This is a genomic window from Polaribacter sp. NJDZ03 (assembly GCF_019263805.1).
Lineage (GTDB): Bacteria > Bacteroidota > Bacteroidia > Flavobacteriales > Flavobacteriaceae > Polaribacter.
In genome coordinates, this window is record NZ_CP079195.1 from 557,786 (window position 1) to 573,018 (window position 15,233).

General features: G+C 31.0%; 16 protein-coding genes. 8 read left to right on the plus strand and 8 right to left on the minus strand.

Annotated features, from left to right (window positions below):
• From KV700_RS02335 to KV700_RS02370, 8 genes are all read right to left on the minus strand, one after another.
• Positions 1-798, minus strand: a complete 798-nt coding sequence (locus KV700_RS02335; protein ID WP_218598966.1) for an RNA methyltransferase — start codon at positions 796-798, stop codon at positions 1-3.
• 235 nt (positions 799-1,033) lie between these two features.
• A complete protein-coding gene (locus tag KV700_RS02340) occupies positions 1,034-1,840 on the minus strand; it encodes a type 1 glutamine amidotransferase domain-containing protein (protein ID WP_205860412.1) in 807 nt (268 codons plus the stop codon).
• Between the two features lie 8 nt (positions 1,841-1,848).
• On the minus strand, positions 1,849-3,009 hold the full coding sequence (locus tag KV700_RS02345) for an iron-containing alcohol dehydrogenase (RefSeq protein WP_218598968.1): 1,161 nt from the start codon (positions 3,007-3,009) through the stop codon (positions 1,849-1,851).
• Between the two features lie 11 nt (positions 3,010-3,020).
• Positions 3,021-4,016 carry an NADP-dependent oxidoreductase gene (locus KV700_RS02350; RefSeq protein WP_218598970.1) on the minus strand — a complete coding sequence of 332 codons (996 nt, stop codon included), beginning with the start codon at positions 4,014-4,016 and terminating at the stop codon, positions 3,021-3,023.
• Positions 4,017-4,023: 7 nt separating this feature from the next.
• Complete coding sequence (locus tag KV700_RS02355) at positions 4,024-4,656, minus strand: NAD(P)H-dependent oxidoreductase (protein ID WP_166384998.1); 633 nt, start codon at positions 4,654-4,656, stop codon at positions 4,024-4,026.
• Between the two features lie 14 nt (positions 4,657-4,670).
• Positions 4,671-5,333: an NAD(P)H-binding protein gene (locus KV700_RS02360; RefSeq protein ID WP_218598971.1), complete on the minus strand. Its 663-nt coding sequence runs from the start codon at positions 5,331-5,333 to the stop codon at positions 4,671-4,673.
• 1 nt (position 5,334) lies between these two features.
• Positions 5,335-5,919 (minus strand): TetR/AcrR family transcriptional regulator, encoded by a 585-nt coding sequence (locus KV700_RS02365; RefSeq protein ID WP_166385002.1) that lies wholly within the window; start codon positions 5,917-5,919, stop codon positions 5,335-5,337.
• Positions 5,919-6,287, minus strand: a complete 369-nt coding sequence (locus tag KV700_RS02370) for a MauE/DoxX family redox-associated membrane protein (protein ID WP_166385004.1) — start codon at positions 6,285-6,287, stop codon at positions 5,919-5,921. The genes KV700_RS02365 and KV700_RS02370 overlap by 1 nt, the downstream gene beginning before the upstream one ends.
• A 239-nt stretch (positions 6,288-6,526) precedes the next feature.
• On the opposite strand from KV700_RS02370, the gene KV700_RS02375 reads away from it, so the two are divergent.
• The 8 genes from KV700_RS02375 (at position 6,527) to KV700_RS02410 (ending at position 15,128) form a co-directional block, all read left to right on the plus strand.
• Positions 6,527-7,399, plus strand: coding sequence for an AraC family transcriptional regulator (locus tag KV700_RS02375; RefSeq protein ID WP_218598972.1), 873 nt, complete (start codon positions 6,527-6,529; stop codon positions 7,397-7,399).
• A 123-nt stretch (positions 7,400-7,522) separates the two neighbouring features.
• On the plus strand, positions 7,523-8,329 hold the full coding sequence (locus tag KV700_RS02380; protein WP_166385008.1) for a universal stress protein: 807 nt from the start codon (positions 7,523-7,525) through the stop codon (positions 8,327-8,329).
• A gap of 185 nt (positions 8,330-8,514) precedes the next feature.
• Positions 8,515-8,946: an Rrf2 family transcriptional regulator gene (locus KV700_RS02385; protein ID WP_218598973.1), complete on the plus strand. Its 432-nt coding sequence runs from the start codon at positions 8,515-8,517 to the stop codon at positions 8,944-8,946.
• A gap of 58 nt (positions 8,947-9,004) precedes the next feature.
• Entirely contained in the window at positions 9,005-9,340 is a 336-nt protein-coding gene (locus KV700_RS02390; RefSeq protein WP_166385012.1) for a cupin domain-containing protein, read from the plus strand.
• Positions 9,341-9,360: 20 nt separating this feature from the next.
• Positions 9,361-11,580: a nitric-oxide reductase large subunit gene (locus tag KV700_RS02395; protein ID WP_218598974.1), complete on the plus strand. Its 2,220-nt coding sequence runs from the start codon at positions 9,361-9,363 to the stop codon at positions 11,578-11,580.
• 67 nt (positions 11,581-11,647) lie between these two features.
• Positions 11,648-12,037, plus strand: coding sequence for a group III truncated hemoglobin (locus tag KV700_RS02400; RefSeq protein WP_166385016.1), 390 nt, complete (start codon positions 11,648-11,650; stop codon positions 12,035-12,037).
• A 255-nt stretch (positions 12,038-12,292) separates the two neighbouring features.
• A complete protein-coding gene (locus KV700_RS02405; protein ID WP_254712955.1) occupies positions 12,293-13,567 on the plus strand; it encodes a porin in 1,275 nt (424 codons plus the stop codon).
• Between the two features lie 19 nt (positions 13,568-13,586).
• Positions 13,587-15,128: a DASS family sodium-coupled anion symporter gene (locus KV700_RS02410; RefSeq protein ID WP_218598975.1), complete on the plus strand. Its 1,542-nt coding sequence runs from the start codon at positions 13,587-13,589 to the stop codon at positions 15,126-15,128.
• The last annotated feature ends 105 nt before the right edge of the window (positions 15,129-15,233 follow it).

A 15,233-nucleotide genomic window follows, 5' to 3' on the forward strand; every position in this document is an offset into this window, starting at 1 on the left:
TTACTTTTTAAAATTTCTTTGTCTTTTTGCTTCAAACAAAATAATAGCAGCAGAAACAGATACATTCATAGAATCTATTTGCCCTTGCATAGGTATGTTTACGTTTTGTGTAGCAGCTTCTCTCCAAACATCTGTTAAACCAGTAGCTTCTGTACCTACAACTATTGCAGCACTTTCTGTATATTTTTCTAAATGATATTCATTAGAATTCTGTAAGGTAGCAGCATATATATTGATATTCTTTTCTTGTAGAAAAGTAATTATTTCTTCGGATGTTCCTACGGCTATTTGATTGGTAAAAACACAACCAACACTAGACCTAATAATGTTTGCATTATACAAATCGCTTTTAGGATTTGCAATAAAAACAGCATCTACATTTGCTGCATCTGCAGTTCTTAACAATGCACCAATATTTCCTGGTTTTTCAACACCTTCAGCAACTAATATTAATGGATCTGTAGTTTCAAATAAGATGTTTTCTAAAGAGAAGTCTTTTGCTTTTGTAACAGCAATAATACCTTCTGTAGAGCCTCTATAAGCCAATTTCTGATAGACATCTTTAGAGATTTCTATTCTGTTTACATTGGCATTAAAAAGATGTAAAATTTCATTTTCTGAAATTAAATCTGGATAAAATAAAATGGTATCAAATTCATAATTTGCAGAAATCGCTAGTGTAATTTCTCGTTTACCTTCAATGATAAACAAACCTTGTTTTTTTCGTTCTCTTGCTTTTTCTTGTAGTTTAAGCAAGTTTTTTATATACGTATTATGAATACTCGTTATTTCTTTCATTAGTACAAATATACCTAATTATAGGTATTGGATAAAAAGTAAATAATAACAATATTTGTTGGTATATAAACCAAACTATCGTTTTTTAGTATAAAATGTATATTAAACTAAATTTATATAAAAAGTAGAGATTTAATTTGCCTAATTGTATGTATTATTAATGCAAAAAGGCTCGCAATTTGCGAGCCTTTTTGCATTAATAAACTGATATTGTTTACTAAAAGTTAAAAATTAACTATTTTAAACTAGCTAATAATTTTTCTGCAACTAACTGAGAAGATGCAGGGTTTTGACCTGTAATTAAATTACCATCTTGCACAGAATAAGGTGCCCAATTGTCTCCATTAGAATAAAATGCACCGTTTTCTATTAGCATATCTTCTAATAATAATGGTACTATTTCTGTTAAACCAACAGCTGCTTCTTCTTTATTAGAAAAACCTGTTACTTTTTTACCTTTAACTAATGCAGTTCCGTCTGCATTTTTTACATCTTTTAACACAGCTGGTGCATGACAAACAAAAGCAATTGGTTTTTCTTGACTATTAAACTTTTCAATTAAAGCAATAGATACTTTATCGTTTGTTAAATCCCATAAAGGACCGTGACCACCTGGATAGAAAACAGCATCAAAATCATCTGCATTCATATCTGCCAATACTTTTGTATTTGCAATTTTAGATTTTGCATCTGCATCATTATTATAACGATCTGTATCTTCTGTAGCAGCATCTGGAGCATCACTACTTGGGTCTATAGGTGCAGCACCACCTTTTGGAGTTGCAATAGTAATTGTTGCTCCTTTATCTAATAATGTGTAATATGGGTTTGCAAATTCTTCTACCCAAAATCCTGTTTTTTTTCCTGTATCTCCTAATTTATCGTGAGATGTTAATACAAATAATATATTCATTTTTTTATCTTTTTTAATAGTTGTTTCTATCTCTGAAACTTTTTCAGAGGTTGTTTCTTTTTTAGTCTCTTTACAACTAGATGCTGTAATAATTGTAAGCGTTAAAGCTATAATTTTTGTGATCTTCATATATTTAATTAGTAAGCCATTTTTACTATTTTCTCTACTTTTTCTGGTGTTAAGTTTTGGTGTTCTCCTAAACCTAACCAACCACGATCTGTAAAACGTTTTGCTATTTCCTCTGCAGTACCTTTATAATCATCTGTATAATCAGATAATTTTGTTTGTATTCCTAATTTATGAAAAAAGGCTTCTGTTTTATCAATTGCAGCATGCGCTCTCTCTTCTTTATTACCTTCTTTTATTTTCCAAACACGTTCTCCAAATTGTGCTAATTTTTCTTTTTTAGTTTCAAAATTAAACTTGTAATGACTTGGAGTAATAATTGCTAAAGTACGTGCATGGTCTATACCAAACAAAGCAGTTAACTCATGTCCCATTGCATGAACAGCCCAATCTCCAGGAACTCCTTTTTGAATTAATCCGTTTAAAGCCATTGTACAGCTCCACATAAAATTAGCAGCGGCTTCATAATCCGTAGGGTCTTTTAATACTTTTGGCGCAATCTCTATAATGGTTTGTAAAATACTTTCTGCAAAACGATCTTGCAATAATGCTCCAACTGGGTAGGTCATATATTGCTCTAAAACGTGTGTAAAAGAATCCATTAATCCGTTTGCCAATTGGCGTTGTGGAATAGAGCTAATTACTTGAGGGTCTAATATAGAAAACACAGGGAATAAACCAGGACCACCCATTGCTAATTTTTCTTTAGTTTCTGCTCTGGTAATTACGGCTCCAGAATTCATTTCAGAACCTGTAGCTGGTAATGTTAAAACAGTTGCAAAAGGCATTCCTATTTCTGTTCTAATATTATTGGTTAAAATATCCCAAGGGGTATCTCCTTCAAATAATGCTGCAGCAGATAAGAACTTAGTTCCATCTATTACAGAACCACCACCAACAGCTAATAAATAGGTAATGTTTTCTTCTTTAATTACTTGTAAAGCTTCCATTAAAGTTGCGTATTCTGGGTTTGCAGGGATTCCTCCAAACTCTACAACATCAACTTTTGTTAACGCTTTTTTTACTTGTTCGTAAATTCCATTTTTTTTGATACTTCCTCCACCATATAGTAATAATACTTTAGCGTCTTTAGGAATTTCACTTTCTAATTGTTTAATTGTGTCCTTTCCAAAAATAATTTTGGTTGGGTTTTTTAATTCAAAATTGTTCATTTTTTTTCTTTTTAAATTTTAACGATCATTTTTCCTTTGTTTTTACCTTCAAATAAGTCGATAAAAGCATTTGGTATATTATCGAAACCTTCTACGATGGTTTCTGTGTACGTTAGTTTTCCTTCTGCTAACCAGCCTGATAAATGTTTCATTGCTTCTGGAAATTTATCTGCATAATTAGACACAATAAAACCTTGCATTAGGGCACTATTTTTTATTAAAAAGGGCTGTACACTAGCACTTTTTGGTAACTCTGTATTGTTGTAAACAGAAATTGCACCACAAATAATCATTCTAGCAAAACGGTTAATGTTAAATAAAACTGCATCAGATATTGGTCCACCTACATTATCAAAATAAATATCTACACCATTTGGTGCCAATGCTTTAATATCTGCATTAATATCTTTACTTGTGTTGTAATTAATACCTGCATCGAAACCAAACTTGGTTTTAAGCATTGCTATTTTGTCATCAGTACCTGCAATACCAATTACATTTAAACCAAGAATCTTAGCAATTTGCCCAACAACAGAACCAACTGCACCTGCAGCACCAGAAACTACAATAGTTTCTCCTGCTTTAGGTTTTCCAATTTCGTTTAATCCTAAATAAGCAGTTAAACCAGTCATCCCTAAAATACCTAAGTATGTACTTAACGGAGCTTTAGAACCATCTACTTTTAAAAGACCGTCTCCATTAGAAACTTGTTGTGTTTGCCAATTTAGCATCCCAGAAACATAATCACCTTCTTTAAAGTTTTCGTTCTTAGAAGCAATTACTTTAGCAATTACTCCAGAGTGTACTGGTTTGTTTAATTCAAAAGAAGGAATGTAAGATTTTGCATCGCTCATTCTTCCTCTTAAATATGGATCTACAGAAACATAAGCAGCTTCTAAAAGAATTTCTCCATCTTTTATTGCTAATTCAATGTCTTCCGTAACAAATTCAAAATTAGAAGTTGTTGGTTTTCCTTGTGGTCTATTGTTTAATAAAATTTTTTTCATTTTTTTTTTATTCAATTACAGTTACTAAATCTTTCATAGGTTTTCTAACTTTTACCAAGTTTACCAACCAATCTTCATCTTCTTTTCTATACCCTAATGGTAATAAAACAGCACTACGTAAACCCTTTTCTCTTAGGCCTAAAATTTCATCAACCGCTACAGGATCAAAACCTTCTAAAGGAGTTGCATCTACACCTTCGTAAGCAGCAGCAATTATAGCATGACTAAAAGCAATATAAGCTTGTTTTGCAGCATGGTTAAAGTTTTCTTCAGCATCTCTTTGTGGATACATACCTAATAACATTTGACGGTAATCTTCCCAACCTTCGTTTTTAAAACCACGAATTTCGTTTGTTAAATCGAACATATAGTTGATGCGCTCTGGTGTATACGTATCCCAGGCTGCAAATACCAATAAGTGAGAACAGTCTGTAATTACAGATTGATTCCAAGCAACTGGTTTAATTTTTTCTTTTACCTCTTGGTTTTTAATTACATAGATTTCAAAAGGTTGTAACCCACTAGAAGTTGCTGCTAAACGAGCTGCTTCTAAAATGCGTTCTATTTTATCTTCTGCAACCACTTTACCATTCATGGCCTTTGCAGCATATCTCCAATTTAATTTATCTAATAATTCCATATTTTTTTCTTTGTTTATTTTTTTGAAAGTTTTTTTATATCGTTTGAAGTAATTATTACTTCGGCATTATTTTTAGTATTTGCTACGTTTATCATTGCTTGTGCAATGTCTTTAGCATCTATTATTTTATATTCTTTTAATTTTCCTATAAATAAGGGTTGAATTACTTTAATAACCAACAAACCTATTTTTTCTAAAAGTCTACTTTCTTTTCTTTCTCCTCCAATTAAGGAAGGTCTTAAAATAAAAGTGTTTTTAATGTTTTGTTTTAAAACATCTCGCTCCATTTCTCCCTTTGTTTTATTATAAAAAACAGTACTTTTTGTATTTGCGCCCATGGCGGAAACGACTAAAAAGGTAGCAATGTTATTTTCTTTTGATAGTTTTGCTGCAGTAACTGGAATACCATAATCTATCTTTTTGTACAATGATTTATCTGGTGTTTTTTTTGCAGTTGTACCAATGCAACAATACACTTCGTCTGCTGTAAAATCTGCTTTAAATTTTGCTAAATCTAAAATATCACCTATAAATTGTGTTACCTTTTTTGGTAAACCATCAATTTTAGAACGAGAAAATAATTTTATAGTCTCGTAGTTTTTATCTTCAATTAATTGATGAAGAATATGGTTACCCGTTAAACCGGTTGCGCCTAATATAATTGCAGTTTTCTTCATCTTATTTACAAAGTTTTATACTGCTCCAAGCAGATTGATACGCTTCTTCTAAATGAGTTTCATTTAACTTAAAAGAACCTCTTTTTTCCGACATCATTAAAAAGGATAACGGATTTATAGCATACGCATATAAAATATAATCTGACATCGGTTTAATAATACCTTCCTTTTTACCACGTGTCCACAAGTCGAGTAGGGGTTGTAAATGCTTAATTCCCTCTTGTCTACTTGGTTCATCTATCATTGGTGTGTTATCACATTGTGCTAAAAACATAGCATTTTCACATTCTTTTAATTTAAAGTTAGCAATGCGATTCCATATCAATTTAAAACCATCTTCTACAGACATATTAACATCATACGTTTCAAAAGCATAGCTTGTATATTTTGCTTTTACTTCTATATATGTTTTGTTCACCAAATCTTGCTTGTTTTCAAAATACAAGTAGATAGTAGCTGGAGATACATTTGCCATTTTTGCAATTTTACTCATAGGTGTCGCATGAAAACCGCTATTATTAACGAGCTCTATTGTTGCCTTTACAAGTGCATTACGTTTGTCTATACTTTTTTGAAGCTTTGCCATTATTTGCTGTTTTTTTGAAATTTATATGCCAAAGCAATGAACACAAATTGTATAGGTAATCTAATTAACGCTGCTTTGTGACTTCCAATAGCTGGTGTTTCTGAAAACACATCCCAAATATGAATTGGTAAAAACAATATCATTAAAATTAAGATTCCGGTTGCACCAATATATTTGTATTTTGGTATTAATAATAAAATACCTAATAAGATTTCTACCACACCAGAAGCATAAATAATAATGTCTTTATATGTTAAAAAATCAGGAACAAATACGGTGTAAAATTCTGGCTTAACAAAATGTTGTATTCCTCCATAAATCATAAATATGGCAAATAAAATACGCAATACGTTCCAAATAATTTTCATTCTCTAAATATTAGATGACAAAGATACATAAAAATGAACGTTCATTCTTTTTTTTAACAAAGATTTATATTTATACACTTATAAATATAATTGATACCTTATATAACTACAAGAAAATATGGAATAGAGAAGGCAATACAAAAGGTATTTAGTGCAAGTTAATTACATAAATTGGTATCTTTGAATAACCAATTAACAATAAAAACTCCTTGCAGACACCCTTTATTAAAAATTATACGATGAACGACGTTGTCGAAATTATTGGAGACAAACCACAACTGTACACAGATTTACATGTGCATTTGTCTAAAAATAATTTTGATAAAACTCCTTTTTCAGCACCTTTTAGAGCAGGGAATTATACTTTTTTATTGATTACTAAAGGAGCCATAAAGTTACAGTTAAACCTATTCACATATACTTTAAAAACTAGTGAGATGATTGTAGTGAAACCTCAAACGGTTTCTCAAATTATAGAAGTCAGTGAAGATCTAGAAATTATTAGCGTTAGTTTTACGGTAGATTTTATTTTTAAAATACTATTAAAGAAATCTGAGTTTGATGCCATAGATTTTATAACAGCCAACAATTTTCCGAAGTTAAAATTATTAGAACAAGAAACGGAAACCTCTATAGTGCTGTCTAAATTATTAGCAAAAAATAATAATGCCGATGAGCTTTTTTTACCTTTTAGAAATGAAATAATAATGCATTCTTTTGGGTTATTGTTATATCATTACGGAGCTATTTTTAAAAGAGAACATCCAAATTTAGAAGCACATTTAAATAGACAACAACAATTAACACTTCAGTTTTTAGCCATCTTAAACAATCATTTTAAAAACGAACGCTCTGTTAAATTTTATGCAGATCGTATGCATTTAACTTCTGCTCATTTATCTAAGGTTTTAAAGGTAGTTTCAGATAAAACAGCTGGTCAATTAATTGATGATACCGTAATTATGGAAGCTAAATTGTTGTTGAGCAACCCGTTATTGAGTATTTCTCAAGTTGCTAATGAATTAAAATTTAGTAACCTTTCTTTTTTTGGCAAATACTTTAAGAAAAATACAGGTGTATCGCCTTCTTACTTTAGAAAAAACATAAAATAATATAATTTATATTTTTTGTTAAACTTATATAAAAACTTGTTATTGACCAATACATCCCTTTTTTTGACCACCATATAATGCGGATTGTTTTTTATCTTTGAGTATAAACAAACCATCTAAGTTATGAGTATTATAGTAGCTACCAATTTTTCTAAATTATCTGAAAATGCTGTATTATACGCAGCAGCATTAACAAAACAATTTCAGACAGAACTTGTATTATTTCATGCATTTAGATTGCCTGTACATGCTGCAAATAGTAGGTTATCTGCCGTGTCTTTAGATGTTTTTTTTCAAAAAAATAAAGATAAATTAAAGAAGATAGCAGCGCAATTAAGTAAAGAGTTTCAAATTAAAGTTTCTTATAAGAGTAGTTATAGTGATTTGGGTGAAGAAGTAGATCATTTAATGAAAGCGTATAATGGTCGTTTTTTAGTGATTGGTATGTCTCCAAAATCTATGGAACAAAATTTATTGGGCAATCCTACAACGAGTGTTATAAGTATGAAAGAATTTCCGGTATTGGCAATTCCTATAGAAGCAAAATTTAAAGAAATAAAACAAATACTTTTTGCGTGCGATTTATTACAAGACATCCCTTTAAAAACCTTAGCAAAACTACGTCAGGTAGCATTAAACTTAAAAGCCACGGTTACTGTTTTTTATGTTGATCAAAAAATTGAAGAATTAAAAACAGAAATAACCAGCAATCTAAATAAAGAATTAGAAGATGTTACTCATTTTTATAAAAATGTAAAATCTAATTCGGTGATTGAATCAATTGAAAATGAGATTAAAAAATCACATTCAGAACTCTTAGTCATGATGCCTAAAAAATATGGTTTTTGGGAATCTATTGTGCATAAAAGTAAAACTAGAGTTATGGCTTCTGGTCAAAATATTCCGTTACTTTCAATTCCTATTGACTAGCTGTCCCTCATTTTTGTTGTAAATCTTGTATTGTTTCTATTATATCAATACAAGGTTTTTTTTATGTTTAAACTTTTTTTTTTAGAATAAAAGAGGAAAGAATATTTACAAGCATAATTTATAAGGGGTATATTTGTCCTTTATAAAATAATAGCTATATTTGTGCTATTAAAATAAGTAACATTATGTTTTCTAAAACTTGTGAATACGGACTAAGAGCTGTGCTATTTATAGCACAAGAAAGTGCCAACGGTAATAAGGTTAGTATGAGTAAAATATCAGAAGAAATAAACTCACCACAAGCATTTACAGCAAAAATTTTACAACAACTTAAAAGAAATGCAATTATTACATCTGTAAAAGGACCTTATGGTGGTTTTTCTATTGAAGTAAAACAGATGGAAACCAAACTAAGTGAAGTTGTAAGTATTTTAGATGGAGATAATATCTATAAAGGTTGCGGTTTAGGATTAAAACAATGTGATGCCGAATCTCCTTGTCCGTTGCATTTTAAATTTGTAGATATCCGTGATAACTTAAAGAATATGTTAGAAAATACTTCTATAAAATCTATAATTGATGATATGACTTTAGAAGGACTATTATTAAAACGCTAAAAATTTAATCAAACAAGAGATATAAATATCTTTTAATACTTTAATCAAACTTAATATAATGAAAATAGCATCGATCACAGAAAATTTAATCTACGGAAAAGACAAACCAGCAGTAACTGTATTAATTAAAACAGCAACCACAAAAGAAATAAGAATCCTTATGAAAAAAGGACAACAAATGAAAGAGCACAAAGCGCCGTTTCCTATTGTTATAGAATTATTTGAAGGAACGATAGATTTTGGAGTAGAAGGAGAAAAGCAACCATTAAAAAAAGGAGATTTAATTGCGTTAGACGCAAATGTTCCTCACGATTTATATTGTACTGAAGATTGTATTATAAGACTTACAATTTCAGTTTCAGACAGCGAACAAAGAGTAAAAGACGTAGTATAATTTATATAAAGAACAACAACATGAAAAAAGTTTGGATTGCATTTACTAGTGTGGTAACACTATCCTTTATAGTACTTATTTGGGTGGGTACAGAAGTTTATCAAACACAACCACCAATACCAGAAACCGTTATTATACAAGAAACAGGAGAAACCTTTTTAACCAAAGCAGACATACAAATTGGTCAGAATGTTTGGGAATCTATTGGCGGAATGGAAGTAGGTTCTATTTGGGGACATGGTAGTTATGTGGCACCAGATTGGTCTGCAGATTGGATACATAAAGAGGCCGTTTTTATGTTAAATGCTTGGGCAAAAAAAGATTTTAACTCCACCTACGAAAATTTAGACGTAGAAAATAAAGCAGCTTTAAAAGCGCGATTAATTAAACATGTAAAAACAAATACATACAATGCAAAAACAGGTAGCATTACCATATCTAAAGATCGGTACACTGCTATTTTAGAGAATTATAAACATTATACAGACATCTTTTCTAATGGTTATGAAAAATATGCAATACCAAAAGGAGCTTTAGTAGATACCACAAAATTAGCACAATTAAATGCTTTTTTATTCTGGACTTCTTGGGCAGCAAGTACCAACAGACCAGAAAAAGACTATACCTATACTTCTAACTGGCCACATGAACCTTTAATAGATAATACCATTACACCAGATGCTCAAATATGGTCTGGGTTTTCTATTGTATTGTTATTATTATTTATTGGAGGGTTAAGCTATTATTACATTCGCAATCACGAAAAAGGAGAGGCAATAATGCATCCTAAAAAAGATCCTTTAGATACCTTGGTATTAACAAGATCTCAAAGATCTGTATTAAAGTACTTCATTGTTATTTCATTATTAATTGCATTGCAAGTTATTTTAGGAGCCTTAACAGTACATTATACGGTAGAAGGACAATCTTTCTTTGGTTTCGATTTATCTAGTTTTTTACCATATTCCATTACTAGAACTTGGCATACTCAATTGGCTGTCTTTTGGATTGCTGCAACTTGGTTAGCAACAGGATTATTTTTAGCACCAATGATTAGTGGTAAAGAAATGAAGTTTCAAGTATTCGGAATTAATTTTCTCTTCGTTTCACTATTAGTTATCGTATTAGGTTCTATGATGGGCGAATGGTTAGGTGTACATCAATTTTTAGATTTAACAACTAACTTTTTCTTTGGGCATCAAGGATATGAGTATATGGATTTAGGTAGATTCTGGCAAATATACTTAGGTATTGGTTTGATATTATGGGTACTTATGGTAGGTAGACACGTTGTGTTTGCGATTAGAAAAAATGATGATTCTAAACATTTATTAATTATTTTATTAATTTCTGTAATAGCAATTGGTATGTTTTTCTTCTCTGGTTTAATGTATGGAGAAAACAGTAGTTTACCAGTAATTAATTATTGGAGATGGTGGTTGGTACACCTTTGGGTAGAAGGTTTTTTCGAAGTTTTTGCAACCGTAATTATTGCTTTTATTTTCTTAAGAATGAAAATTTTATCAGCAAAAACAGCAGGAAAAGCTTCTATTGCATCAGCAACCATATTTTTAGCAGGAGGAATTATTGGAACTTTACACCATTTATATTATTCGGGAACACCTGTGCAAGCAATTGCTTTGGGAGCAACATTTAGTGCTTTAGAAGTGGTACCGCTAACTTTAATGGGCTTTGAGATTCGTGAAAATTGGAATATCTTAAAATCGAATCTATGGATGCAAAAATACAAATGGCCAATATTTTTCTTTATTGCCGTGGCATTTTGGAACATGGTAGGAGCTGGCGTATTCGGTTTCTTAATTAACCCTCCAATTGCTTTGTTTTATATTCAAGGATTAAATACTACCGCAGTACATTCTCACGCAGCTTTATTTGGCGTGTATGGTATGTTAGGAATGGGATTCATAATTATCTGTTTGCGTTTTTATTCAGACAGAGTTTGGAGTTCTGTAAAACTAAAAAGAGCTTTTTGGTTGTTAAATATTGGTTTAAGTGCTATGATATTTTTAAGCTTGTTGCCTATAGGTCTTATACAAGCGTACACATCAATTACAAAAGGATATTCTTTTGCAAGAGATGCAGAATTATTGTATTCTCCAACAATACAAACCTTAAAATGGATGCGTATGATTGGTGATGTAATATTCTCTGGAGGTATTTTTTACTTCTGTTGGTTTACCATACAAGAAACCATTTATTGTATCAAAAAGAAAAATTAAGTTTAAGTTGATAAATAATCCGCACACACCTAATATTGGTTTGTGCGGATTTTTAATTTTATATAAAATGAAAGAAATAGAAAACAGAAAAGATATTAACCTATTGGTTGTTAGTTTTTACAATGCAGTTAGAAAAAATGAATTATTAGGGCCTATTTTTAATAGCCACCTAGCGGCGGATCAATGGCCTGCTCATTTAGAAAAACTGACAGATTTTTGGGTTACTGCTTTATTGGGAGATGTTTGTTTTAAAGGAAGCCCAAGTAAAGCACATTTAAAAGTAGATAAAAACTTGAAACATACCATGAGTCAGCTTCATTTTGAAAAGTGGTTAGAAATCTGGTTTACAACCATAGATTCTTTATATGTTGGTGATTTAGCGCAAAGAGCCAAAGATGCTTCTAGAAGAATGGCTACGGGGCAATATTTATATGTTTTTAATCATAGAGAAGCATAAAATAGTTTTATTTAATATTTAATTCCCTTTTAATTCTAAATGAGAAATTATTTAATAAAATGTTGTTATTTACCTTTTTACCTCTCTTTAATTAGCTGTATAAATTTTAAATAGCTTTAAAATAATTTTTTCAAAAGAAACTTAACGTGATATATATCAGTAAGTTTCTTTTATAGTTATGCTAGTTTAGCGAATAAAATACCTTATGATTCGTATTCTTAAAATTTAAAAGATTATAAACTAAACCAATTAACTATGAAAACAACCAAACTTATTTTTACTTTAATATTCTTATATACTGCTAGTTACGCACAGAGCAATAAGCTAAAACTAAATTTAGATGAAACAGGTAAAACCTACATAAAAGCTTCTGTAAGGATGCAATTATGGGCTAGGTATTTTGATAGCAACCCAGGAACTACCATAAACAATGAAGCAGCAAATAAGGTATTCGACATTTCTATTAGAAGATTAAGAATGGGCATTTCGGCACAATTAACACCTAAATTATATGTGTACTCCTTATTTGGTGGTAATAATATGAACAGCAAAACAGAAAAATATTTTCAGTTTGAAGTGTTAGATTTATATGCGGAATATGAATTTACCAAAGAATTTGCATTGGGTTTTGGAGAGTCTGGATGGGAAGGTTTAAACAGATGGAATGTAAGAAGTAGTAAATCTTTAATGGCAGTAGATGCTCCTTTATATTCTTTGTTAACGGTGAATAAGAATGATGATATTGCACGTGGATTAGGTATCTGGGCAAAAGGACAAATACATAAGTTCGATTATATTTTATCTTTAAAAGACCCAATTCAATATGGAGTTACACCAACAGAAGGAAAGGTAGATTTTGCGACCAATAAACCACGAAAAAGAATATCTGGTTATGTGAAATATGAATTTCTAGACAATGAAAGTAACAAATCTCCCTATAGTGGAGGCGCAGGAACATACATTGGTACAAAGAATATTTTAAACTTAGGTGCTGGTTTTATGAACCAACCTAAAATGACATCACAACTAATAAATGGAATAGAAAAATATTACGATTTTAAAAATTGGGCAGTAGATGTATTTTATGACGCTCCGCTTGATATAGAAAAAGGAACTGCAATTACCACCTATTTAGGATACAATCATAATGATTTTGGACCTAATTATGTAAGAAACGTTGGCGCTAATGATATTACTTCTGGTGGAACTTCTTTTAATGGTAGCGGTAATGATTTCCCGATGATAGGAACTGGAAACACCACTTTTTTCCAATTGGGCTATTTATTAGCAAAGGGTAAAAAGAGTTTCCAATTACAACCTAACATTGCCGTTCAATATTCAGATTTTGATGCTTTAGAGGATGCAATGGTTGTGTATGATCTAGGGATTAACTGTTTCTTTAATGGACACAGTAACAAATTAAGTTTAGGTTATCAAAATAGACCTGTTTATCAAAATATAAATAATCTACTTAAGGTAGACGAACGAAAAGGAATGTTGGTATTGCAGTACCAAATAGAAATAAACTAACCATTTAAAACAATTAACTATGTCATCTTTCGAAGCGAATACAGAAATTAATATGAAACTAATAATTATCGGGCTACTTGTGTTTTTCGGTATGGTTTTTTTTGTAGATCTACAACCCGGAAAACCAGAAGTTACCTATACAGCTGCAATTGCTGTGCTAATGGCTTTTTGGTGGGTTACAGAAGCATTACCCATTGGTATTACTTCTTTGTTGCCCATTATTTTATTCCCGATGCTTGGGGTTTTAGACGGTAAAGCAATCTCTAACGCCTATATTAATTATGTAATCTTTTTGTTTATTGGAGGTTTTATTATGGCTTTGGCTATGGAAAAATGGGAGCTTCATAAACGAATTGCTTTAAAAATACTTTCTATTGTTGGTGGTAGTCCGTTTAGAATTATGCTAGGGTTTATGTTGGCTTCTGCGTTTTTATCTATGTGGATGTCTAATACGGCCACCGCAATGATGATGCTTCCTATCGCTTTTTCTGTAACTGCTGCGTTAGAAGAAGTATATGGAGAAGGAAAAATAAGTTCATTTGCTGCAGGTTTGTTATTGTCTATTGCACATGCGTGTTCTATTGGTGGTATAGCAACATTGGTAGGGACACCTCCTAATTTATCCTTTTTAAGAATTTTCCAAATTATCTATCCTGGAGCGCCAGAAATTTCATTCGGACAATGGATTACGTTTGCTTTTCCAATTACAGTGATGATTTTTATTTTTTCGTTATTTCTGTTATACTATACCTATAGACCAAAAGGAAAAATTGAAAAATTAGATGCCTCTTTTTTTACAGATAAATATAAAGCACTCGGTAAAGTAAGTGCAGAACAAAAAAGAGTATTTGTTTTATTTGTTTCATTAGCATTATTATGGGTGTTTAGATCTAACCTTAATTTAGGTTTTACAATCGTCCCTGGTTGGAGTTCTCTTTTTGAAAACCCAAAATATTTAAATGATGGTACTGTGGCTATTTTTATTGCCATGTTACTATTTATTGTACCCTCTACAAAAAAGAAACAAGCCTTAGTAGGATGGAAGATTATGATAAAATTACCTTGGCATATTGTATTTCTATTTGGAGGTGGTTTTGCATTGGCAAAAGGATTTATAGATTCTGGATTGTCTAATTATGTTGGCGGACTTTTAAGCGGAACAAAAGATATGTCTCCAGTAGCATTGGTAGCTACTTTAACAACCATGATGTCTACACTTACAGAATTTACATCTAACACCGCAACTACAGAAATGATGTTGCCTATTATCTCTGGATTAGCCACAGAAATTAAAGTAAATCCTTTGTTAATAATGATTCCGGTTACGTTAGCAGCCTCAATGGCTTTTATGCTACCTATTGCAACACCGCCTAATGCAATTGTATTTGGTACTGGTAAACTAAAAATATCTCAAATGATAAAAACAGGAATTATCATCGATATTTTTGCAACCATCATTATTGTAATCATGACCATCGTTTGGGGAACCATTATTTTTGATATCGACCCAACTGTATATCCAGAATGGGCAGAACATGCTGTAAAGGCAATTAAACATTAAATAATTTAAGTATTATTTTTAATATTGGTTGTCTAAAAAGTATTAAGCCTTGTCATGCTGAACTTGTTTCAGCATCTAAATCCGATGAAATTCAGTTCTTGTAAG